Source organism: Acinetobacter sp. RIT698 (assembly GCF_009668065.1).
In the GTDB taxonomy this organism is placed as follows: Bacteria; Pseudomonadota; Gammaproteobacteria; order Pseudomonadales; family Moraxellaceae; genus Acinetobacter; species Acinetobacter guillouiae.
This window is the reverse complement of the sequence record NZ_WJYH01000006.1, coordinates 69,490-93,561: the sequence shown is the minus strand read 5'-3', so window position 1 is coordinate 93,561 and position 24,072 is coordinate 69,490. Positions and strand designations below refer to the sequence as shown.

At 38.7% G+C, this 24,072-nt stretch carries 19 protein-coding genes; 9 read left to right on the top strand and 10 right to left on the bottom strand.

Annotated features, from left to right (window positions below; translation table 11 throughout):
• Positions 1-28: 28 nt before the first annotated feature.
• Both aspS and GJV03_RS04500 read right to left on the bottom strand, forming a co-directional pair.
• Positions 29-1,813, bottom strand: a complete 1,785-nt coding sequence (aspS, locus tag GJV03_RS04505; RefSeq protein ID WP_004723113.1) for an aspartate--tRNA ligase — start codon at positions 1,811-1,813, stop codon at positions 29-31.
• Between the two features lie 190 nt (positions 1,814-2,003).
• The gene (locus tag GJV03_RS04500; protein WP_154129562.1) at positions 2,004-2,768 is read right to left on the bottom strand and encodes a DUF4184 family protein; all 765 of its coding nucleotides are present in this window, start codon (positions 2,766-2,768) and stop codon (positions 2,004-2,006) included.
• A gap of 138 nt (positions 2,769-2,906) precedes the next feature.
• Here GJV03_RS04500 and znuD point away from each other — a divergent pair, with 138 nt between their 5' ends.
• Positions 2,907-5,006, top strand: a complete 2,100-nt coding sequence (znuD, locus tag GJV03_RS04495; protein ID WP_154129561.1) for a zinc piracy TonB-dependent receptor ZnuD — start codon at positions 2,907-2,909, stop codon at positions 5,004-5,006.
• Positions 5,007-5,147: 141 nt separating this feature from the next.
• Here the strand turns inward: znuD and GJV03_RS21880 are convergent, their stop codons facing one another.
• On the bottom strand, positions 5,148-5,273 hold the full coding sequence (locus GJV03_RS21880; protein ID WP_289845615.1) for a hypothetical protein: 126 nt from the start codon (positions 5,271-5,273) through the stop codon (positions 5,148-5,150).
• Between the two features lie 126 nt (positions 5,274-5,399).
• Between GJV03_RS21880 and GJV03_RS04490 the strand changes: the two genes are divergently transcribed.
• Together GJV03_RS04490 and GJV03_RS04485 are read left to right on the top strand one after the other, a co-directional pair.
• The gene (locus tag GJV03_RS04490; protein WP_154129560.1) at positions 5,400-6,863 is read left to right on the top strand and encodes a phospholipase D family protein; all 1,464 of its coding nucleotides are present in this window, start codon (positions 5,400-5,402) and stop codon (positions 6,861-6,863) included.
• 90 nt (positions 6,864-6,953) lie between these two features.
• Positions 6,954-8,348 (top strand): tetratricopeptide repeat protein, encoded by a 1,395-nt coding sequence (locus GJV03_RS04485; protein WP_154129559.1) that lies wholly within the window; start codon positions 6,954-6,956, stop codon positions 8,346-8,348.
• A gap of 131 nt (positions 8,349-8,479) precedes the next feature.
• Here the strand turns inward: GJV03_RS04485 and GJV03_RS04480 are convergent, their stop codons facing one another.
• On the bottom strand, positions 8,480-8,932 hold the full coding sequence (locus tag GJV03_RS04480; RefSeq protein WP_004723101.1) for a hypothetical protein: 453 nt from the start codon (positions 8,930-8,932) through the stop codon (positions 8,480-8,482).
• Positions 8,933-9,101: 169 nt separating this feature from the next.
• Here GJV03_RS04480 and GJV03_RS04475 point away from each other — a divergent pair, with 169 nt between their 5' ends.
• Complete coding sequence (locus GJV03_RS04475) at positions 9,102-9,599, top strand: RcnB family protein (RefSeq protein WP_151957156.1); 498 nt, start codon at positions 9,102-9,104, stop codon at positions 9,597-9,599.
• Between the two features lie 153 nt (positions 9,600-9,752).
• On the opposite strand, the gene GJV03_RS04470 is transcribed toward GJV03_RS04475, so the two are convergent.
• Complete coding sequence (locus GJV03_RS04470) at positions 9,753-10,247, bottom strand: phosphate-starvation-inducible PsiE family protein (RefSeq protein WP_004723097.1); 495 nt, start codon at positions 10,245-10,247, stop codon at positions 9,753-9,755.
• Between the two features lie 176 nt (positions 10,248-10,423).
• On the opposite strand from GJV03_RS04470, the gene GJV03_RS04465 reads away from it, so the two are divergent.
• Together GJV03_RS04465 and GJV03_RS04460 are read left to right on the top strand one after the other, a co-directional pair.
• Positions 10,424-10,837, top strand: coding sequence for a hypothetical protein (locus GJV03_RS04465; protein WP_004723094.1), 414 nt, complete (start codon positions 10,424-10,426; stop codon positions 10,835-10,837).
• A 10-nt stretch (positions 10,838-10,847) separates the two neighbouring features.
• Positions 10,848-11,474: an FMN-binding negative transcriptional regulator gene (locus GJV03_RS04460; RefSeq protein ID WP_154129558.1), complete on the top strand. Its 627-nt coding sequence runs from the start codon at positions 10,848-10,850 to the stop codon at positions 11,472-11,474.
• Between the two features lie 220 nt (positions 11,475-11,694).
• On the opposite strand, the gene GJV03_RS04455 is transcribed toward GJV03_RS04460, so the two are convergent.
• The 5 genes from GJV03_RS04455 to GJV03_RS04435 all read right to left on the bottom strand — a co-directional run bounded on the left by GJV03_RS04455 (position 11,695) and on the right by GJV03_RS04435 (position 19,638).
• Positions 11,695-13,476 (bottom strand): acyl-CoA dehydrogenase C-terminal domain-containing protein, encoded by a 1,782-nt coding sequence (locus GJV03_RS04455; RefSeq protein ID WP_004723090.1) that lies wholly within the window; start codon positions 13,474-13,476, stop codon positions 11,695-11,697.
• 192 nt (positions 13,477-13,668) lie between these two features.
• The gene (locus GJV03_RS04450; RefSeq protein WP_105713405.1) at positions 13,669-15,471 is read right to left on the bottom strand and encodes an acyl-CoA dehydrogenase C-terminal domain-containing protein; all 1,803 of its coding nucleotides are present in this window, start codon (positions 15,469-15,471) and stop codon (positions 13,669-13,671) included.
• Positions 15,472-15,942: 471 nt separating this feature from the next.
• On the bottom strand, positions 15,943-16,461 hold the full coding sequence (locus GJV03_RS04445) for a hypothetical protein (protein ID WP_154129557.1): 519 nt from the start codon (positions 16,459-16,461) through the stop codon (positions 15,943-15,945).
• A 238-nt stretch (positions 16,462-16,699) separates the two neighbouring features.
• A complete protein-coding gene (locus tag GJV03_RS04440) occupies positions 16,700-18,346 on the bottom strand; it encodes an acyl-CoA synthetase (RefSeq protein ID WP_154129556.1) in 1,647 nt (548 codons plus the stop codon).
• A 236-nt stretch (positions 18,347-18,582) separates the two neighbouring features.
• Positions 18,583-19,638, bottom strand: a complete 1,056-nt coding sequence (locus GJV03_RS04435; RefSeq protein WP_171501832.1) for an AraC family transcriptional regulator — start codon at positions 19,636-19,638, stop codon at positions 18,583-18,585.
• A gap of 122 nt (positions 19,639-19,760) precedes the next feature.
• Here GJV03_RS04435 and GJV03_RS04430 point away from each other — a divergent pair, with 122 nt between their 5' ends.
• From GJV03_RS04430 to GJV03_RS04420, 3 genes are read left to right on the top strand one after another with little or no spacing between them, the layout of a single operon-like run.
• Entirely contained in the window at positions 19,761-21,515 is a 1,755-nt protein-coding gene (locus GJV03_RS04430; protein WP_154129554.1) for a neutral/alkaline non-lysosomal ceramidase N-terminal domain-containing protein, read from the top strand.
• Between the two features lie 12 nt (positions 21,516-21,527).
• A complete protein-coding gene (locus GJV03_RS04425) occupies positions 21,528-22,841 on the top strand; it encodes a D-arabinono-1,4-lactone oxidase (protein WP_154129553.1) in 1,314 nt (437 codons plus the stop codon).
• A gap of 52 nt (positions 22,842-22,893) precedes the next feature.
• On the top strand, positions 22,894-24,054 hold the full coding sequence (locus GJV03_RS04420; RefSeq protein ID WP_154129552.1) for an alanine racemase: 1,161 nt from the start codon (positions 22,894-22,896) through the stop codon (positions 24,052-24,054).
• Positions 24,055-24,072: the final 18 nt, after the last annotated feature.

The following is a 24,072-nucleotide window of genomic DNA, read 5'->3' as shown; positions in this document are numbered from 1 at the left end:
GCAGGGTTTTCGATGAAACAGCTAAAAATTATTTAGCTTCTTCAGCTTTCGGTTTTTCGCGTAAACGAATACCCAAGTCACGCAATTGATTTGGTTCAACTGGTGCTGGTGCTTGAGTTAATGGACACTCAGCAGTTTTAGTTTTCGGGAAAGCAATCACGTCACGGATAGACGATGAACCTGTCATCAACATCACTAAACGGTCTAGACCGAATGCTAAACCACCATGAGGAGGTGCACCGAATTTTAAAGCATTTAATAAGAAACTGAATTTTTCTTCAGCTTCTTCTTCGCCAATACCTAAAGCTTCAAAAATGGCTTTTTGCATTTCTAAAGTGTAGATACGCAATGAACCACCACCGATTTCAGTACCATTCAATACCATATCGTAAGCAACAGAAAGTGCTGCACCAGGATTACTTTTCACTTCTTCAACACTTGATTTTGGAAGTGTGAATGGGTGGTGAACAGACGTCCATTTACCATCATCAGTTTCTTCGAACATTGGGAAGTCAACCACCCAAAGTGGTGCCCACTCGGTTGTTGACATGTTCATGTCATGACCGATCTTGATACGTAAAGCACCCATTGCATCATTTACAACTTTGGCTTTATCTGCACCAAAGAATACGATGTCACCGTTTTCAGCACCAACACGCTTTAACAAATCAAGCACGATTGGTTCGATGAATTTAACGATTGGGGATTGAAGACCTTCGATACCTTTTTCAAGTTCATTGACTTTAATATAAGCCAAGCCTTTCGCACCATAAATTCCAACGAATTTAGTGTATTCATCAATTTGGCTACGTGGCAGTGAACCTGCTCCTGGTACACGAAGTGCAACAATACGGCCTTTAGGATCTTTTGCTGGGCCTGCAAATACTTTGAACTCAACGTCCTGCATCATGTCAGCAACGTCTACAAGTTTCAAAGGAATACGTAAGTCTGGTTTGTCAGATGCATAATCTCGCATAGCATCTGCATAAGTCATGCGTTGGAATTTGTCGAATTTCACACCAAGAAGTTCATTGAACATCTTAACGGTCATGCCTTCCATCAAATCCATAATATCATCATCGTTTAAGAACGATGTTTCGATGTCGATTTGAGTAAATTCAGGTTGACGATCTGCACGTAAATCTTCGTCACGGAAACATTTTGCGATTTGGTAATAACGGTCTACACCACCAACCATCAACAATTGTTTAAACAATTGTGGTGATTGTGGAAGCGCATAAAAGCTACCATTTGAAACACGGCTAGGCACTAAATAGTCACGCGCACCTTCAGGTGTTGCACGTGTCAAAATTGGTGTTTCAACATCCAAGAAGCCGTTTTCATCTAAGTAGTTACGAATTAACGTGGTCACTTTAGAGCGGAAACGTAAACGATCAATCATTTCTGGACGACGAATATCGAGGAAACGATATTTCAGACGGATTTCTTCAGAAATATTGGCATTTTCATCATTCAATGGGAATGGTGGAGTTTCAGATGCAGCAAGAACTTCGATTTCTTTACCTAAAACTTCGATTTGACCACTCACCATATTGGCATTTTCGGTGCCTTCATAGCGACGACGTACACGTCCTACAATTTTTAATACATATTCTGAACGTGCTTTATCTGCAGTTGCAAATGCTTCTGGGGTATCTGGATCGATGACGACTTGAACGAGACCATCACGATCACGCATATCAAGGAAAATCACCCCACCGTGGTCACGGCGACGATGTACCCAGCCGCAAAGTGTTACAGTCTGGTCAATTTGAGCTTCGGTTAAAGAACCGCAATAATGAGTTCGCATCATAGCGTTAAAAATCCAACTATATGGGTTAAGGAAGCGAGTACGTAAACAGCGCATCGCCTAAAAATGTAATGTGAGATTATGCCTCTTTGAGCGGTGAGTCACAAGGACTTGGGGCAAAAACTAACATGTTGCCGAATAAATTTAAGCTGATTTCGAGAAAGTTTCAGTGACTGAAACGGCAAATAGAGCATCATTGAAAATATTTTTTATAATTTAAATAATGAAACAAAAGACAACCTAAAGTGAAACAAAGGATTGAACCTTGGGTAAAGGCTTTCATAAAAAAGCCAATCAGTACATATAAATCAGTATCCTGTGGAATGAAGCCTGTACTTTTGGCAATATAAACATAATACAAGCAACCACTAAAAAACGCAGTTACAAATAAACTTATACAGAAAAAATTTACTTTAGGATTTCGTATTTGACTGACGCTATATTTAAAAAAGTAATGCAAACCCATCCACATTAAAAACGGTAAAGCCGCAGCAGAACAGCCGATTTGTAGGACTTTATGCATCGGGTAAATACGATCAAACATACTGACGGGTTGCGCTAAAAATTCTTTAAAAGCGAAAGTTCGAAAATCTAAATGGGTTAAACCATCCCAAATAATATGGGTTGCTGTACCTAAGATAATCGCCAATACCATCCAAATTAGAAATTGAAAAAAAGTTGAAAAACAAGCAATATTTAATGGTTTTTGAATGCCTAAAAACTTAAATAATAATGGGCGATATAAGCTATACCAAAGTAAGCAGAACAGTAATCCCACCAATAAATCTGGATAGATAATTCCTTTAAATTGATGATTTAAATAAATTTCAGTTTTAACCAACACTCTATACAAATCTGGTGTCATTGTGCCAATCGCAAGTGCTGCAATCGGCAAGCGATTTCCTGAAAGTTTGGACAAAGGTGGCGCTAAAACAGCATGTGAAAGTGTAAAGGGCATTAGAATATTAAAAAGTTAAGCAATGGTTTTGATCTGATTCTATATAAAAAGCCAAAGAACGAATGTTTTTTATTGCAAAAATATTGAAATGTTATAATATAACATAATTCAAGAATATTGAGCTTTGAGAGCAATCGCATGTCCTTTACCAAAAGTGCCCTAACACTTTCCATTTCTGCAGTTATTTCAACTTCTATTTGGGCGGAAGATCAAACCAATACTGAAAAAAATCCACAACAATTAGAAACCATTACCGTTGTTGGACATCCCTTGGTCCGTTCAAGTCAAGATTTTGGCGTTGCAGATGAAACTGTTTCACGTGAAAAACTACAACAGGCTGGCACGACTTTAGGTGAAGCACTCAAAGATGAATTAGGGGTCTATTCCAATACCTTTGGGGCGGGTTCTAGTCGCCCTGTAATTCGTGGGCAAGAGGGTGCACGGGTTAAAGTAACTCAGAATGCAACAGAGACAATGGATGTTTCAAGCTTATCACCCGATCATGCCGTCACTGTAGATCCGCAGCTGGCACAAAAAATTGAAGTCATTCGTGGACCATCAACATTATTATATGGAGCTGGGTCTGTGGGTGGTTTAGTCAATGTGGTTGACAGTAAGATTCCGACAGCAATGCCTGAAAATGGTTATGAAGGCAATGTTGGTCTGCGTTATAACACAGGCAACGACGAAAAAATGGCACATGCTGGGGTGACTGTTGGTTTAGGTTCAAATGTTGCATTACGTGTAGAAGGCTTAAAACGTGATGCCAATGATTACATTACCCCGAACTATATCGTAACAGAAGAGCATGGTGATCATGCACATAGTACGAAAGAGCGTCGAGTTGGTAATACATTTTCAGAGTCTGAAAATGTAAATGTCGGCTTATCTTGGATCGGTGAACGTGGTTTTGCGGGTGTGTCTTATAGCAATCGCCAAGATCAATACGGTTTACCTGGGCATAGCCATGAATATGAGTCATGCCATTTACATGGCTTATCACTTCATTGTGGTGGGCACGATGATGACGACCATGCGGGTCATGACCATGATCATGGTGAAGAAGACCATGATCACGCTGAAGCTGGGCCATGGATTGATATGAAAACAGAACGTTATGATTTCCGTTCTGAGCTCAATGAACCTTTTGCAGGCTTTAAAAAACTTCGTGCACAAGCAAGTTATACCGACTATCAACATGATGAAATTGAAGGAAGTACAGCAATGACAACCTTCAAGAGCAAAGGTTATGAAGGTCGTGTTGAGTTGTTACACAATCCGATTGCTGCTTGGGAAGGCGTGTGGGGTGTCCAAGCCAGCCAGCAAAAATTAGATATCACAGGTGAAGAAGCGGTTCTTGCACCAAATAAAACCCAAAAATATAGTGTATTTGGCTTAGAGCATCGCCAATTTGGTGATTTTCATGTGGAATTAGGGACTCGTTTTGATCATCAAACAGTGGATGTCGACTCAGATCAAAAAGACTTTGATGGCAATGCATTCTCATATTCTGGTGCTGTGAATTGGGCATTTGCACCAAATTACACGCTCTCTTTAACGGGTTCTCATCAAGAACGATTGCCTTTAGCACAAGAACTTTATGCTGATGGAAAGCATTATGCGACCAACACTTATGAGTTGGGCAATCAAGATTTAAATAAAGAGAAGTCAAATAATGTGGAATTAGGCCTGCATTATGATAATGACAAGTTGAGCTATCATGTACATGTCTATCAAAATTGGTTTGATAACTACATTTATGCCAAAACTTTGGATCAATACGAAAACTTCCGTCTGATCAAATATAGTCAAGATAAAGCCAAGTTCTATGGGACAGAAGGTGAAGTCGCTTATCAGTGGAATGATGTGTATAAAACCAGTCTGTTTGGCGACTATGTACGCGGTAAAATTGAAGATGAAAATGCACCGCGTGTTCCTGCTGGTCGTTTAGGTGCTCGTGTAAATGCTGAGTTTGATGAGCGTTGGTCTGGTTCAGCAGAATATTCACATGTGTTTAATCAAGATAAATTTGCGTCTTATGAACAAGAAACCAAAGGTTATAACATGGTGAACCTAGGCGTTGCTTATCAGTATCCTTTGGCCAACAAACAAGAAGCGAAAGTATTCTTTAAAGCCAACAACCTGTTGGACGAGAAGATTTATGAACACACTTCTTTCTTATCGAATATTCCGCAAATTGGACGTAACTTTGTCATAGGTATGGACTATAAGTTCTAATTATTTGCAATCATTCACCAAATCGTTATTGAAAAATAAAGGAATTCGACCTAGGCTCTAAGGGTCTGCCAATACTTCATCTGTATTTGCGACAACGAGTGTTTTAGAAGGTACAAGGCATGAACTATGAAATTTAGTGATCTAAATGAGTAGGTCATAACGATGTAGCATCAAAAACACTCTAGTCGTTTCTGCTGTGCCTTGCGCTGCAAACAAAGCAGTGCTTTGTTTTTTGCTCAGGGTTGTGGTTAAAATTATCTCAAACATCGTTATGAAACTTGAAAATAGTCTCGCTATTCTCTTCATTTCATGCCTCGTTTGCTCAATTTTAGCCGACAACGCAAGTTATATATGAAATGTTGACAGACCCTAAATTGGTCTAGGTCTTTTCTTATGCGTATCTTCAATAAAATTCAAAACAAACTGAATTGGTCAAAACGTCGCTATTTCGGCATTATTATCGGCATATTGGCCTTAGGATATCTCTCATCTGCGATTTATCATGTTTATAAACCGCTTCCTAAAGGGCTGAATTTTACCGGACCATTGCGTCACGCCAATGTAAAATTTATGGCCGATGAAACCTATATTGATGCGCAAGGGAAGCAGCAACTTGATCAACATATCTTTGATAATGTGTTACAGCTGATTAAGCAAGCCAAGACCACCATTGTGATTGATATGTTTCTATTTAACAGTGAAGTCGGCGATTCTAAAGTTCAGCAACGAGAATTAACCAAGCAATTAACCCAAGCCTTGATTAATGAAAAAATTGTAAACCCAAGCTTAGAAATCAAGTTTATTACCGATCCAATCAATTCTGTTTATGGTGGAATTCAGCCTGAACAATATCGTCAATTACGTTTAGGTGGTATTGACGTGATTGAAACGAATTTAACACCACTCCGCGCATCTAATCCTACTTGGTCTGGGATATGGTATTTATGCTGTCAGGATATTGGCAATAACCCAAATAAAGGCTGGCTGAATAATCCATTTGGCGAAGAAAAAATTACAGTCCGCAGTTATTTAAATTTATTTAATTTTAAAGCCAATCATCGTAAAACCATCGTGGTTGATACTGCAGAAGGTTGGAAAACCATCGTCACATCTGCCAATCCTCATGATGGTAGTTCACGTCACTCCAATATTGCATTAATGGTTGACGGTGCAACTGCGACAGATATTTTAAATACTGAACAAACCGTCGCGCATATGTCGGGAGGTGATACGCCTTTTGTTGCATTTGGCAAACTACCTGAAAATCCAAATGATCCTCAGGTTCAAGTACTCACTGAAAAAGCAATTTATGGTGCAGTTTTAAACATGTTGGCGTCAGCAAAAGCCAATGATCAAATTGATTTAGCCATGTTCTATTTATCAGAGCGCCAAATTGTTAAAGGTTTAGTAGCTGCCAAGCAACGTGGAGTGAAATTACGTATTTTGCTTGATCCGAATAAAGATGCATTTGGTCGTCAAAAAAATGGTATCCCAAACCGTCAAGTGGCTTCAGAGTTAAATGACGCAGGGATTGATGTACGTTGGTGTAATACCCAAGGTGAGCAGTGCCATAGTAAGATGATCGTAAAGCATAATGCGCAATCTGCGGAAATGATTTTAGGTTCTGCCAACTTTACCGCACGTAATTTAAAAAATTATAATTTGGAGACTGATTTACGCGTGGTTGGCAATCCGCAACAGCAAGTTTTTATCGATGCTGAACAGTATTTTAATACGGCTTGGTCAAACTTAAATGGTCGTCAAATGAGTGTGGATTACAGCAAATACGCTGATGAATCAAAACTTAAATACGGGGTTTACCGTTTTATGGAATGGAGTGGTTTGTCGACGTTTTGATTTATTCAAAAAAATATGTATCGAAATGAAGAGATTTCGGTACATAATTTAAAGCTTGGTAGATTTTTTAATAACAAAGCTGAGCTTTAAATGAAAACATTACAAACATCATTTTTAAAATCATTACTTACACTGAGTCTGTTTATTTCACCACTTAGTTTTGCAGAGAATGCTTTAGTAGTTCAAGCAAAAACATTGCAAACAGGTAGTCCCACTGTCTCAATCAATATTGACAAAGCCATTCAATTATTCAGACAAGCTGCAGATCAAGGTGATGCAGAGGCTTATTTTCTACTTTCAAAATATTATTCTAATTCAGCAGATTATCGTTTTTTACCTGAAAATAGTCATTTATATAAACAGCTGCGTTTGGAAGCTGCTCAACGTGGTAATTTTGATGCATATTTATCATTAGATTTAGAAGCGGGTATCGCTGAAGGTTTTGGTATTTCTAATGATATCAGGCAAAAACTAATAAAAATTCGTCCACAAATTTTAAAACTTGCTGAACAAGGTGATGTTGAAGCCATACGTACATTCGTGCTTGCATTAGACAATGGGAATGATGATTACAGTGATGAACAGTGTAAATGGTTATATAAAGCAGTACAGCAGGGGGATTTATTGTGGGCGGGATCTAGTATCCAGAATTGTCCAGAAAACATTCTAAAAAAACTGGGTGCCAAGACGAAAGCTGCTTATGAAAAAGATCATAAAGATAGTGATTTAGCTCATTTTCAAATGCTTCAGCAACGTTCGAATCAAGGTGATATTGGAGCAAAAATAAAATTACTTGAAGATTATGCTGCTGACTCATACTTGTCAGAAAAGGATATTAAACAGCTCGAAAATGAGGTTTTAACGCATTATCAAAAACAAGCATCTCAAGGTGCGAGTGATGCGTATTTGATGCTTGCATTAAAAAAAGATGCGGATAAAGATAAGCAGAATTTGTATCTAAAAGCTGCGCAATTAAATAATCATGTGGCATTAACAGAACTTGGATCTGACTATTTATGGTCAGATGAAGAAAAACAAATAGATATTAATAAAGGTCTAATTTATTTAAAACAAGCTGCAGCACAAAACGATCCTGATGCAATAAATTATCTCGGTGTTTGGTACTATAACGAAGAAAATGAAGGCTATGATGAAGCACTTGCGCAAAAATATTTTAAACAAGCTGCTCAACTAGGGTCTGTCAATGCAATGGATAATTTGGCACGCATCGAAGATGAACCAGAAGATTATCGTTGGGCTGTTTTGGCTTATGAAAATGGATCATCTGAAGAAGATACGCAAAGTAAAGCCCTAGAAGCGTATCAAACAGGCAAGGGCACAATAAAAGATCCGATCAAAGCGAGAAATCTAAAAACATATATTCAAATGCGAGCCCAGTTCAACAATAATTTAGGTGGCTTGATTGAAAGCATCAATAATGATGCTGAGCGTACTGAAACTGAATCTAAGAACCGAAAAAGATAAACTCAGTTCTTCAACCTTAGTGTTGATCAGTTAAGCATTTTTAAAACCTCCCCCTTCAAAGTAAGCTATGCTTGTCGCTGCGAAGGGGACGGTTAACGAATTGAAATGTGTGCTTAGCTGTCGCTTTCTATTTAGTTTTTTGGATTTGGTGGCACTAACTCATCCAAATCTTTATTTGAAATATGATCTAACTCATGTAAATCAGTTTTGATTTTCCATTTGCTTTCATCATCTACAGGTTTTGGTAAACGTGCCTCTAACCAGTCACACACCACATCGGGTGAAAAATCTGCATGGTTACATTGAATCACCCAAGCTAAAAATTGTTTCGCTTCACCATTCATATACGGAGGAGGAGAAACGGGTAAAAACTGAGTCGGAAGGCGTTCATTTTTAGAAATATAATTTAGAACGTGACCAAGTTCTTGTACAGTTTGCCACGCTAAAGGATGGTCAATATTGATTTGAAATTTAAACCACCATGCTTGTTTGCCATCTGAACCATAGCTATCAATAAATGCCTCTTGCACACTTGGGATTTTGCAAAAAAATTGATGTAAACGGTCAAAGCTCAGTTCAGCCACAATACAGCACTCATCAGATTAAAATTATATTTTATCAGATTGATGTCAGAATTTACCCAAGTTGATGTATAAACAATAAAGAAGATTAAATTTCGACTGTAATTCATCCATTATTTATCTTGAATGATGGATTAAGCTGTTGTGTATACGTTCAAGTTTGGAGGTTGAAATGAAACAGATACTCAGTTTAAGTGTCTTGATGTTGATGCTTTCAGTGACTTCAACAATGACATGGGCAGATGCTAAAGATTGGGCGAATTATCGCAGTGTTGAGCGGCCTCAAAAGAAATATCCGACAACGACCTATAAGTATACAGATCAATATGGCCGCCAAATGTCACAGGAGATTCCTGTTCGACCTCAATACCAGCATCCTTATCCGACATACCCAAGCTATCCAAGTCGCCCCTATCCGCATCCAAATGGCCCATACCCAAGTTACCCACCACAAAATGGTGTGACGATTATTTATAATCATCAGTTTCCAACACGGACGGAATATTCAGGTAGCAGTTATGGTTATGTAAATGGTGAGGGTGGTCATATAGAAAGCTCACAATATACCTTAATTAGTGATTGGCGACGTTATGGATTACCTGACCCACAGGTTGGTATGCATTGGATTTTCCAGAATGGTCGTTATTTACAAGTGCTCAATGAGCGCTGAATGTGATTTAAAAGCAGCATCATGATCAATAGCAATGTATTAAATTTTCAACACAATAAAAAAGTCCCTTCTCCACTTTGTCTTACACTTTAATATAGTATTACTTTGATTTTGCTTAGGGAGAAGGGTAAGCGTATGAATCAAGACAAGAGACTAGGCCAGTTCATCGTCTTCTGGTCGTGGTGTTTTGCCATGAGGTAATGATTTTTCAGTATGTTTATCACGAATGACAGAAGGATATGTCCAAGATGCATATCTCACGATCAAAATTGCAATGGCTAAAATTAAAACCGATCCCGTAATAATCACTAAATCCATATCTGCTTTATGGTCATGCTGAATATCTGAAATTAGTAATCGCGTGAGTGCGGTGATTGCGATATAAATTAAGAAACGTACAGGCATGTGGTTGGTCTTAAAATAGATCCCCACCATTGCACCTAATTCCAAATAGATGAATAACAATAAAATATCGTCAATGCTGGCGTATTGTTTCACGGTTAAAATTTCAATAATTGTATGTACCGCTGACCAAGCGATCATACAGCCAATGATAAACAGCGCAATATAATGAAATGCTTCTACTGCAATATTGCCCAATTTATCGAGGAGGTTTTCTATTTTTTCTATACGTGGATCTTTATTCATAACATCCTCCATTTGTGCGTACTATTTATGATTAAACACTATGCAAATTTCATGCACATGAAAAGCGAAGTGAAATGTTTATGGCGAATAAATAACAACTATTTCATTAAGGAATTGATCATTTCATCTGATTAGTCTATAGATAGATTATTTTCAATACAATTAAAGGAATAACAATGTATTTGTACCGACCAATTGGGCTTTTTGAATATCAATTGATTGCAAAGAGTGGCTTTAAAAATTTCCCACCAAGATTGTATTGGCAACCTATTTTCTATCCTGTTTTAAATCAGAAGTATGCTGAAAAAATTGCTTTAGATTGGAATACCAAAGATCAAGCAAGTGGTTATATTGGCTATGTCACACGGTTTGAACTGAATGATGAGTATCTGGCTCAGTTTGAAATACATACGGTTGGTGATGATTTTTGTCAGGAGTTATGGATTCCAGCTGAGCGACTAGACGAGTTTAATCAGCAAATTATAGGGAAAATTGAAGTGGTTAATATTTTTAAAGGTGAAGCTTTTACTGAAGATGCTGAATTACCTGAAATATTTAAAACTAGTCCAGATGGCTCGAAAGAGTATTAGGAAATAAAACATGTATCTTCCTACTCATTTTAAACAAGAGAATCTCCCTGAACTTTTCGATTTAATTGAAAAAAATCCATTGGGAAGTTTGATGGTTACTTATGACGGTGAAATTGAAGCGAACCATATTCCTTTTGAACTGGATCGGTCAGCTGGCAAGACTGGATTGTTACGTGGACATATCGCCAAAGCCAACCCTTTATTTACCTTGTTAGAACAGGTTCGATCGGCTTATGTGATTTTCCATGCTGAGCAAAGTTATATTTCACCGAATTGGTATCCAGGGAAATTTGAGCATCATCGGGAAGTACCGACATGGAATTATCGTGTTGTGCATGTGAAGGGAACAATTCGAAAAATAAATGATGAAAAATATTTGCGGGGTATTTTGGCGCGATTGACTCGTCAGCATGAAGCACCACAGGCGGTACCTTGGAAAATGGGGGATGCGCCCAATGATTATATCGCTGCTTTATTACAGGAAATTGTGGCTATCGAAATAGAGATCGAATCAGTGATGGCTAAGTTTAAAGTGAGTCAAAACCGTTCTCAGATCGATGCGGCAAGTGCGGCAAATGCTTTACAAAACCAATCTCCAGAGATGGCTGAATCGATTCGGAAGTTTTATCCAAAGTAAGATTATCTGATGTAACTTGATTTATGTTGCGATCAACTTTTATAGCCACACGATATAATTGCACCATCCTTGATTTTAAGATGCATAGAAAAGCAAACCTAACGGCTTTATGACATTCAAGAGATATAGATCAGTAGGTGTTCTAAAAAAAGCATCAGTTGCAAATAAAAAACGCCCGAATCATCGGGCGTTTTATGTCTTATTTCAATTGATGATGAAATTAAGCCTGATTAGTAAAATAATCTTCGCTGAAATTCATAATAACTTCTGCACCTGCTTTGATTTTAGCAACACGTGCATTTAAATCAGGCAAGAGGCGTTGGATGAAGTAATGAGTCAATGCAAGTTTGTCTTGATAGAATTGACCTTGCTTATTTTTTGCAGCATTGGCAATACGAGCAAACATATAAGAGAAACTTAATAAGCCAACGACATGCAGATACTCTACTGCCGCAGCATTTGCGAAATCAGCATTTTCTTTTGCACGTTCTAAAATATGCTGCGTAATCATATCTACTTCAGTTGCGATATCTAAAGTCGCATCTTTAATGAAGTTTAAGTCGGTATCTAGACCATTGGCAAAATCACGGATCTCTTCAATATATTCAGCAATGAATTCACCATTACATTTAATTGTTTTACGACCAATTAAATCTTGTGACTGAACGCCGTTGGTACCTTCATAGATTTGCGCGATACGTAAGTCACGCACACATTGTTCCATGCCCCATTCACGAATATAGCCATGACCACCAAACACCATTTGCGCATCGATTGCGGCATTAAACGCGGTGTCTGTTAAATAGGCTTTGGCAATTGGCGTCAATAATGCAACACGATTATTTGCCTTCGCTACAGCTTCAGGATCGGTTGAAAATTTAGTAATGTCGAGTTGTTGACCAACATAGACTGCAAATGCACGAGAAGCTTCATTGTTGGCACGTGCATTGAGTAACATACGACGTACATCACCATGTACAAGGATGCTGTCAGCAGGTTTGTTTGGAGATTTAACACCTGTCGCACTACGGCCTTGTACGCGATCAGTCGCATATTGTGCTGCATTTTGGTATGCATATTCAGAAGCGCCTAGGCCTTGAATACCCATTGACAAGCGTTCGTAATTCATCATCACGAACATTGCTGCAAGCCCTTCATTTTCTTTACCAACAAGGAAACCTTTGGCTGCATCAAAGTTCATGACACATGTTGCAGACGCTTTGATCCCCATTTTGTGTTCAATTGAACCAGGACCAGCTGTATTACGTTCGCCCAATGAACCATCAGCATTGACGAGGAATTTAGGCACGATAAAGAGTGAGATACCACGTGAACCCGCAGGTGCATCAGGTGTTTTTGCTAAAACAAGGTGAATGATGTTGTCAGCAAGATCGTGATCACCACCAGTAATAAAGATTTTAGTACCAGTAATGTTATATGTACCATCTTGATTAGGTTCAGCTTTAGTTTTGATAATCCCTAAATCTGTACCTGCATGAGGTTCAGTTAAACACATCGTACCAGACCATTCACCTGAATAGATTTTAGGTAAATAGGTTTCTTTCTGTTCTTGAGATGCATAGCTATTTAAAGCCATACCAGCACCGACAGAGAGAAGCGGGTAGAGCATGAATGATGGATTGGTAGCAAATAACATTTCATCTGCAAGTACAGTCAGCATTTTTGGCATTGCCTGACCGCCCCATTCCTCTTCAGCACCTAGGCCAATCCAACCGCCTTCAGCGTATTGTTGGAATGCTTCTTTAAAACCAGCAGGTGTCGTGACTTTGCCATTTTCATAATGAGCGCCTTCTTCATCACCTGTACGGTTTAAAGGAAGCGTAACATTTTGTGCAAATTTAGCCATTTCTTCTAAAATTGCTTCAGCCGTTGCTGCATCAACATGTGCAAGCTTTTCGTTGGCTTGCCAGAATTGCTCTGCATTGAAAACGTCATTCAGAATGAATTTCATATCTGCAAGTGGCGCATTATAAATTGGCATGTTCGTTCACCTGTTTATTGTTTGAATCTGTAGACTTAGATCAGTTTAACCAACAAGCATGTATGTTGTTAGATGGTCTAAGTAAATAACGCTCTATTTATAAAGAAAAAGGACTGCCAAAGCTATGACCGTCCTTTCTCTATTTCTGCACTCTTGAGTACAGTTTTCTAAATACCTAGCTCGGCATTCTACTTAGAATGCAAAGTCTTCAGCATCTAATGACATCAATGGATCTAAGCCACCCGCGATCACGTCAACATGTGAACGAACGCGTGGTAAGATTTTCTTGAAGTAGAAACGAGCAGTCTTAATTTTTGCATTATAGAAGCCAGTTTCAGTAGAGCCTTCAGCAAGTTTTTGTTGAGCAACAAGCGCCATGCGAGCCCATAAGAATGCAAGCGTTACATAACCAGAGAAGTATAGGTAGTCAACCGCAGCTGCGCCTACTTCATCTGGATTTTGCATAGCTTTCATACCGATTTGCATGGTTAAATCACCCCACTCTTTGTTAAGAGCAGCAAGTGGTTCAACAAATTCTTTCAGGTCAGCATTGTCTTTGTTTGCTTCCGCAAATTTATGGATGATCTTGGTGAAGTCTTTCAACATTGCACCTTGCGTACCCAATACTTTACGACCTAACAAATCAAGTGCTTGGATTTCAGTTGTACCTTCGTATAAGCAAGAGATACGCGTATCACGTACAATTTGCTCCATACCGTGTTCAGAAATAAAGCCGTGACCACCAAATACTTGTACACCATGCTTCGCTGATTCAGAACCTGTTTCAGTTAAGAATGCTTTCGCAATCGGTGTCAATAATGACAAGATATTGTCGGCAAATTTACGATCTTCTTCAGTAACACCTTGCTCTACGATATCTGCATATTGAGATAAGAAGTAAACCAATGCACGACCACCTTCAGCAAAGGCTTTTTGTGTCATCAACATGTTACGTACAGCTGGGTGAACAATGATTGGATCAGCTTCTTTCTCTGGTGCTTTAGGACCAGAAAGTGAACGCATTGCCAAACGATCTTTCGCATATGCAAGTGCACCTTGGAAAGATGATTCAGACGCTGTTAAACCTTGAACAGCAGTACCAATACGTGCAGTGTTCATGAAGGTAAACATTGCATGTAAACCACGGTTTTCAGGTCCAATCAAGAAACCTTTTGCGTTATCAAAATTGATCACACAAGTTGCATTACCGTGGATACCCATTTTGTGTTCAATTGAACCACAACGTACTGCATTACGGTCTGCAATAGAGCCATCTGCATTTACATTGAACTTAGGTACGATGAATAACGAAATCCCTTTAGTGCCTTTAGGTGCACCTGGTAGACGAGCCAAAACGATGTGAACGATGTTGTCCGCCATATCGTGTTCACCAGCAGAGATAAAGATTTTCTCGCCAGAAATTGCATAGCTACCATCTGCTTGTGGCTCAGCTTTAGAACGGATAATCCCTAAGTCAGAACCTGCATGAGATTCTGTTAAACACATGGTACCAGTCCATTCACCTGAAACAAGTTTAGGTAAATATGTTGCTTTTTGCTCAGCAGAACCATGATGCTCAATTGTACGAACCGCACCATGTGAAAGACCTGGGTACATACCCCACGCCCAGTTTGCAGAACCCACCATTTCAGAAATAGCCGTTGCTAAAGAACCTGGTAAACCTTGACCGCCATGTTCTTCTGGAACTGAAAGAGAAGGGAAGCCTAATTCTACATATTTGTCATAGGCTGCTTTAAAGCCTGTAGGCGTAGTCACTACACCATCATTCCATTTACAGCCTTCACTGTCACCGATTTGGTTAAGTGGAGATAATTCATTTTCACAGAAATCCGCGCCAGCTTCTAAATATTGATCAATCAATTCACGGCTTACGGTTTCTTGGAATGCAGGGAGTTTCGCGTAATGTTCTTCAGCATTTAATAATTCATGCAAAACGAAGTGCATATCACGTAAGGGTGCTTTGTATTGTGGCATATCGGTTTCCTCAATACTGGTTAAACCAGATTTATAATCTTCATAAATACGACGTGTGTCTTCTATGACACATATTTGTTCCGCTACATCGTGCAACATCTTATAGTGACGTACAAGTATTTCATGGTTATTTCTCTGTGACTGTAAAGTCAAAGAAAAAAGGATTGAAAGCTGTAAGTGCATTGAGTGTAAACACTTTTCATTGAAAAATAAGGATACAAATAGTCAAAATCGTAAAAACTTGTGTCCAATAAAATGGCAGTCAAAATATGACGGAAATGCCATTTATATTTTTAAAATGTAGCGAAAAGATTGAAGTGCAGACTTGATCTTGGATGAGGCGTGATTGAATGTGTGGTTAAAACTATAGATATTGAGAACGTTTTTAGTTTTTTTACGCAATATGACTTTGAATGATTTAAACCAATAAACGCACTGCATGTTTTGTTAATGGTGATATTTTTATGGCAATCACTCGCCCCAAAGCCGATCCACAATGTCTTCTACCGAGTATTCAAAATATCGCCCTGTTTGATCTTTATTGCGCTGAAACAATTGATGCTTAAATGCTTTAAAATTGATTTTTAAAAAATTGTAGAAATAGCCCCCAGAGAATATGGTGCGGAGGTAAAAAGCATTGATGAATTCATTTGCATGTTGAGTGTTAAAGTCTGAGCTTTTAATCCGCTGGACGATTTCAGTAAGCTCTTGTTTTGAAATATTATGAATGATTTTAGGCTCAGGTAGGCAAATATCAAAGCTTAAATTTTCGATGCCTTCGGCTTCCCACCACTCCCAAAGATCATATTGAGAGATGTCTTTGCTGGTAATTTCTGTGAGCTTTTCACTGAGTTTTTGATATTCAAGCGAATCTTCATCACCAAACTTATCGCAATAGTCGGTGTAATTAGCAATCAATTTGAGTACGAGCGGGTAATGTTGTTGTGCTGTTTCAAAATCGGGTTCTATTTCTGTACGAAGTTTATTCATCGTTTGCTATGTTTAAATGATCAAAAAGTTTTAATGGTGCTATCAATAAGCGACAAGAAAAGCATAAATTCTAAAATGAAGTCGAGAAATGAGAAATTAATGTTTTAAGCCCATTTTCACAGATTTACCGCTCTCTTTCACCAATTTACCTTACTCGCCAGTATGACCTTCTAAATGAAAACCGTCGTTTATTTTTACTGGGAAGAGGAGGGTAAATTGGATGATTCAAACGGGTAGGCTAATTAAACTCGCCCACTGAGCGCTCTTTTGCCCAGTCACGTAAGATAAATTTTTGCAATTTACCTGTCGATGTTTTTGGAATCTCACAAATCACTACACTTTTAGGGACTTTAAAGCGTGCCAAATGCTGTTTGCAGAATTCAATCACCTCTTCAGGTGTGGTTTCTGCACCTTGTTTAAGTTCAATAAAGGCACAAGGAACTTCTTGCCAACGCGAATCGGGTTGCGCAACCACTGCCGCAGTCATAATTGCGGGGTGAGTATAAAGAACCTCTTCAACTTCTAAAGATGAGATATTTTCACCACCTGAAATAATGATGTCTTTTGAACGATCCATAATTTTTGCATAACCATCGGGCTGGCAAACCGCTAAATCACCAGTATGAAACCAGCCACCTTTAAAGGCTTCTTCTGTGGCTTTGGTATTTTTTAAATAACCTTTCATGACAATGTTGCCACGGAACATAATTTCTCCCATGGTCTTGCCGTCATTAGGTACAGGTTGCATCGTTTCAGCATCCAACACACGCATACCATCTTGTAATGGATAGGGGACACCTTGGCGCGAATGTAATTGTGCTTGCTCTTGAATGGATAGGTCACTCCAACCTGCTTGAGATGCACATAATGCAGAAGGGCCATAAGTTTCAGTGAGACCATAGACATGATTGACTTGAATACCGATATGATGCATTCCTTCAATAATTGCCGCAGGCGGTGCAGCACCAGCCACCATTACTTCTACATGATGTTCAAATTTAATTTGTTGTTCTTTCGGGGTGTTGATCAACATCGATAAGACAATCGGTGCACCACAGAAATAGTCAACTTTGTATTGATCAATGAGTTGATAAACTAACTCAGGATCAATTTTACGTAAGCAGATATTGGTACCGCCGTTGGCTGCAACAGTCCAAGCAAAACACCAACCATTGCAATGGAATAGCGGAAGTGTCCATAAATATTTACAACGTGGCGTCATACCACAGGCGATGATATTACTGGCTGCATTGATATAAGCACCACGATGGTGATAAACCACACCTTTCGGATTGCCTGTAGTGCCAGAGGTATAATTTAGACTAATCGCATCCCATTCATCCTGAGGTAAATGCCACTCAAAATCTACATCGCCGCCTTTTAGCCATTCCTCATATTCAATTTGACCAATACGTGCTGTAGCATCATTGTTTTCGTATTCCTCATCTGCAACATCAATGATATAGATTTGTTGAGCAATAAGCGCTACAGCTTCTTTAGCCAAAGCCGCAAACTCAGGGTCAACCAAAAGAACTTTGGTTTCAGCATGCTCTAACATAAACGCAATGGTTTTGGCATCTAAACGAGTATTCAGCGTATTTAAAACAGCATCAGCCATAGGGACTGCAAAATGCGCTTCGACCATCGCAGGGATATTGGGTAAAAGAACAGAAACGGTATCGTTTTTTTGAATCCCCAGATTTTGTAATTGATGGGCAAATTGACGACAACGGGTATAGGTGTCACGCCAAGAGATATGACGAGCACCATGTACAATCGCATCTTGATTTGGATAAATGTAGGCTGCACGCTCTAGGTAACGTAAAGGTGATAATGCTACAAAGTTTGCAGGTGTTCGTGGTAATTGATCATAGGCACTGACCATGTTTAGCTCCATCTATATTTGTTCTAATTTCCGTGTTTAAAAGATATGCATAAGCCTGTCAGAATTCATTTAGGCTTTAGTCGAGTACTCCCGCTAAATATGCATCGTTAGACATCTTTACCCTTATTTAAATATTTTTTGGAATATTTAATTTATTGAATTAAATTAATATTTTGTAAGCTTAATATAAGTATTAACCCTGATTTTATGCAGAATCTTATTTAAAACTACGTCATTCAAATACGAATAACTGAACCCAACAGTTTCGCTTTTTTGTATTCCGTTGGCGAAGATCCAGTCCATTTTTTAAACGCACGACGAAATTCCCTTAACTCACTAAAACCAAGATTGAAACTGATTTCACTCATCGATTGATTTTCTTCAATCCACTGTTTGGCTTTTTTTTCTAACACCTGTTGCTTTAATAACTGAAAATTTAGTCCTTCATTGAGTAGTAAACGCCGTAAATGGCGTTCGCTAAAATGAAAATATTGCGCTGCTTGCTGCATATCAAAGCGTTCAGGTAGATGGCTTTCAACCAAATGTGCTAACACTTTTGCCAAACTGTGTTGATTCATTTGATCAAATTGTTTTAAAGCTTGATCACAAATCAGAATTGCACTTTGATAATTGACAGGACTATAGTTTTTGAGGCTTCTCGACAAGAGTGTTTTGTTAAATCGGATGACATTTTTAGCCGTTTTAAAATAAATTGGACAATTGAAAATTCTTTGATAATCATTGATATATGCTGAATGATCATAGCTCAGTTCTAAGCTGATTAACTCATAGCTATGGTCTAGCATCATATTGACACAGGTAATAATACTGGCAAAAACTTCATCACAGAAAAAGGCTTTTAGCTCACCACAGTTACTTCGCTCAGAAAGTTCAATTTCACAATAATCATCAACAAGATTGACGGTTAAATCTAAGACACTGCCTGAAATGGGATGATAGTGCAGTGCGGTCTCCAATGCTTCAGCCACCGTTTTACAGGCTTGCATGGCAAAGCCCAAAATACCAATTGAAATCTGACCTTCACTACTGCCCAGCAATAAGCCTAAATTTTGTTGCTGGGTATCTTTAACTGCGAGATGAATAACCTCACAGAGTTCTGAAAAAGCAACAAAACCATGCCCTTGGCGAATTTGTTCCAAGTCTAAATTTTGTGCTGCGAACCAATTGTCATATTGCCAGTGTTGTTGTTCTGCATAATGAACCAAACTCGTCAGTATCATTGGTGGAATATAAAATTGAGTATTGGCAATTTCCTTTTGCTGCAAGCTCATAAAGTCCGCTTCGCCCCCCATATTATTGTTGCTTTTACCCTAGTTGGTATCGCATATTTTTGATTAAGATTCAATCTACTTCTCGTGTTCGCTGATATAAAAAAGATAAAGGATGACTGCATATGTTTATGGTGGGTTGGGATAAACAAGAAATAAACATTCAGCCACAAGGTTATGCCATGTTTGGTTATGGTATGTGGTCGCATCGTGCTTATCAAAAACGTACAGCATTGTTTGCTCGTACATTCACTATCCGTCGTTTAGCTTTAGAACAACCCATTATTTTTTGTTGTCTGGATTTTGGTTGTATTACTTATGCGATCCGTAGTGGTGTTGTTGAGCGCTTAAAACAACAACTAGCTGAGCAATTTAATGAACAGCACTTGGTCTTGATGGCAACCCATACTCATTCTGGCCCTGGCGGTTGTGCTTATGAAGCTTTATACAATATGCCGACCCCAGGTTTTGTTCCAGAGCATGTCGAAGCTGTAGTAAAGGCGGTCATGCTCAGTATTTCCAATGCCTTAGACACTGAAAAAGAAACTGAACTTCGTTATCAAAGTTGCCAATTTCCTGATGATATTCCAGTGGCATGGAATCGATCATTGCAGGCATATAATCGTAACCCCGATGTGATTCAAAGAGCCGAAGCAGAAACCCATCTCGCCTTAAATCGTGAAATGCAATTAATCGGTTTTTACCGTGATGATCAATTATGTTCATTGATTTCATTATTTGGAGTGCATGCAACCTGTTTGAGTAGTCAACTCAAAGCCCATGATGGCGACAATAAAGGTTATGCTGCTGCGTTAAGTGAACATTATCTATTAACACAAGGTATTCCAAACCCTGTTGCAATTTTCGCACAAGCAACGGCAGGAGATGTCTCTCCAAATTTTCATGGCCCCAAACAAGATGCGATTCGCAATAAAATTAAGGGCGAAAAAGAATATCAATATGCTGAGCAAAATGGGCGTTATCAAAGTGAAATTGCGATTAAAGCACTGACTACACCGCTTGAAAAAAACACTAACAATGTGATGGAAGCATGTTTACTCCAAGGCAGTATCGATGCTGTTTTATCTTATGTAGATCTGAGTCAAGTCAATGTGCCAAGTGAATTTAGTCAGGGGATCCAAGGCGCTAAAACCAGTGCAGCTTGTCATGGTGTTGGCTTCTTCGGGGGAACACCTATAGATGGTAAGGGGACACCTACAGCGATTCTTAAAGTGATGTCTTTACTTGCTAAACGAGTACGTAAGCAACGTTTAGCAAACTCGAATTCTCTACAGTACAGCAAATATAAAGCACTCTATGACTCACAATTCCCGAAAGAGATTGTTTTAGAAAGTCCGGATAATCAGTTGCTGGGTAAAGGTTTAGATTTTTCACCAAGCATTTTTGATCCTTTAATTGCAGAAATGAATCGCCAAGTTAAAGCAGGTGCCATTCAAGACAGCCCACTGGTTCCAAGTGTTATTCCGCTACAGATTATCCAAATTGGTCAATTGGCTTTAATTTGTTGTCCCGGAGAAATTACCACAACAGCAGGGCAACGTGTGATTCAGACTGTGGCAAAACAGTTCTCAAAGCATCATGGTATTTCAAAGGTTGGTTTAGTGTCTTATTGCAATGATTATATGGGCTATATCACCACCAATGAAGAATATCAGCAACAAGCTTATGAGGGTGCGCATACCTTATATGGTCAATGGACACATGCGGCAATTCAGTACAAATTTCAGCAATTGGCAACGCAACTGAATCTAGATAAATCTCAACGCGAATATGACCAAATCACATGGCCCGTAGCGATTCCACCACACGAAATAGAAAAAAGAACAAATCATGGCAATTTAAAAACTGCTGTACGCTAAAGGATGAGCATTATGAATCAATTGATTAATCAAGCACCGAACAAGCACAAATTAAATCAGCAAAAATGGAACAATTGGTCGGGCTATCAACAGTCTCACCCTGAGCAGATTTTAAAGCCTGAAAGTCTTGATGAGTTAAAATACATTGTCCAAACCCAAGCAAAGATTCGGGTGGTAGGAGCAGGGCATTCATTTACACCTTTGGTGGCTACCGATGCAACACTGCTGTCTTTGGATTGTCTTTCTGGTGTGGATCAAGTCAATACTGAATTTGCTCAAGCCAGTATTTGGGCAGGAACACGATTATTTAATTTAGGGCAATATTTAGAACCGATGCAGCAGTCTTTAATGCAACAGGGTGATATTGACCAGCAAAGTTTAGCTGGTGCTGTTTCAACGGGAACACATGGTACGGGTGTGGGCTTACATTGTATTTCAGGTTATGTACAAGCATTTGAATTACTCACAGCATCAGGAGAAATTCTTCATTGTAATCGCCATGAAAATCCAGATATTTTTGTAGCAGGGCGAGTGTCTTTAGGGAGCTTAGGGGTTTTGACTAAAATCACCATGCAGAATAAACCACGCTATAAACTTAAAGAGCAAGTTAGACTGTGTGCGGTCAAAGACTTTATTCAAAATATTGACCAATGGAAAGCACAACATCGGCATATCGAGTGTTTTGCATTTTCGCATGCAGATAAATTGATTTTAAAAACCTTAGATATTACTGAAGATGAGATTCAACCACGCACTGAATCATGGCCATCTGAGGATACGTTATTAACCTTATGTTGCGAGTTAACCAAATCTTTTCCGGCATTGAATCCAAAACTACAAAAGCTCTTAGGCGTTTTTATTAAGCCAAGCACATTTGTTGATTGGTCAGGCAAGATTTTCCCGACACCGCGTGAAACAAAATTTAATGAAATGGAATATCAGATTCCAGTTGAATTGGGTGTGGAATGTTTGCAAGCTGTTCTAGCTGCGCTAAAAAACTCAAAAGCACAAACCTTTTTCCCTGTGGAGTTTCGATTTGTCAAAGGTGATGATATTTGGTTGAGTCCGTTTTATCAGCGGGACTCTATTTCCATCTCAGTACACCAATATTATAAGCAAGCACCTAGACAATTATTTGATGAAGTTGAGTCGATTTTGCAACATTATCAAGGGAGACCACATTGGGGGAAAATGCATAGTATGGCAGCAACACAACTTAAAACCCGATACCCTAAGTGGGATGCGTTTATGCAGTTGAGAGAAAGACTTGATCCAAGCAGAAAGTTTTTAAACCCTTATTTAGAAAAGTTATTCTTATCTGATTAATGGGTAAAGTTGAGTGAATGGGTAAAATTAAAATAGACCATAAAGGTAGACTATGAACAACTTTTTTGAGCAATTAAATCGTGATTTAAAACAGTCAAATGGTGCATTACCTCGATTAATTGTTGATGATCAGGCGCTTGAACAAAATCTACAGTACGTTGCCAAAAAGCTTAAATATGGAAGCCATTTGCAACCACGTATCGTGGTAAAGTCTTTGGCATGCTTAGCATTATTAAAAACCATTAGTCTAAAGCTTTCGACTCAACGGTTTATGGTGTTTCATATGCCACAGCTTTTGCCAATCCTTGAGAACTTTTTGGATGTAGATGTGTTGTTTGGGAAACCGATGCCTGTAAGTACGGTTCAGCATTTTTATGCGATGAATCAAAATTGCAGACAAGCTGATATACAATGGTTAATTGATTCTAAAGCACGTTTATTACAGTACCTTGAGGTCGCAAAACAGTTTAGTTTAAAGCTTAAAATCAATATTGAAATTGATGTGGGTTTGCATCGCGGTGGTGTTCGTTCCGATTTTGCACTCATCGAAATATTAAGATTGATTGAACAAAATCCTGAGCATTTAGTACTTGCTGGCTTGATGGGCTATGATGCCCATGTGACGAAGCTGCCTTCAGTGATTAAAAAGATTGATGTCGCGTATCGAGAGTCACAAGACATTTATCAAAATTATAAAAATATTATTCAACAGCAATTTCCACATTTATGGCGAGCTGATCTTTGTTTTAATGGTGGTGGTAGTCCTACATTTTACCTCCACGTGGAGCAAAGTGTGTGTAATGATCTTTCTTTTGGTTCGATGTTGCTTAAACCAAGTGACTTTGACAGTGATGGTTTAAGTGTTTTACAAGCTGCGCTATGGATTTCAACCCCTGTTTTAAAAGTGCTGCCATTTACCCAGTTACCTGGATTAGAAGTTTTAGATAAATTACCCCATAGCTCTAAAGCTTTATTTGTTTATGGTGGATATTGGATGGCGCATTATGTTTATCCGCGAGGGATTCATCCGCATGCACTTTATGGGCGGAGTACCAATCAGGAAATGGTTAATGTGCCTAAAAACACTGAAATAGCCGTTGATGATTTTGCATTTTTAAGACCCACACAAAGCGAAGCGATTATTCCTCAATTTCATAAATTATATTGTTATAAAAATCGAGATTTTGAAGCATGGGAAACCTTTAGAGAGTAATGCGCCAAAAAGAGGAAG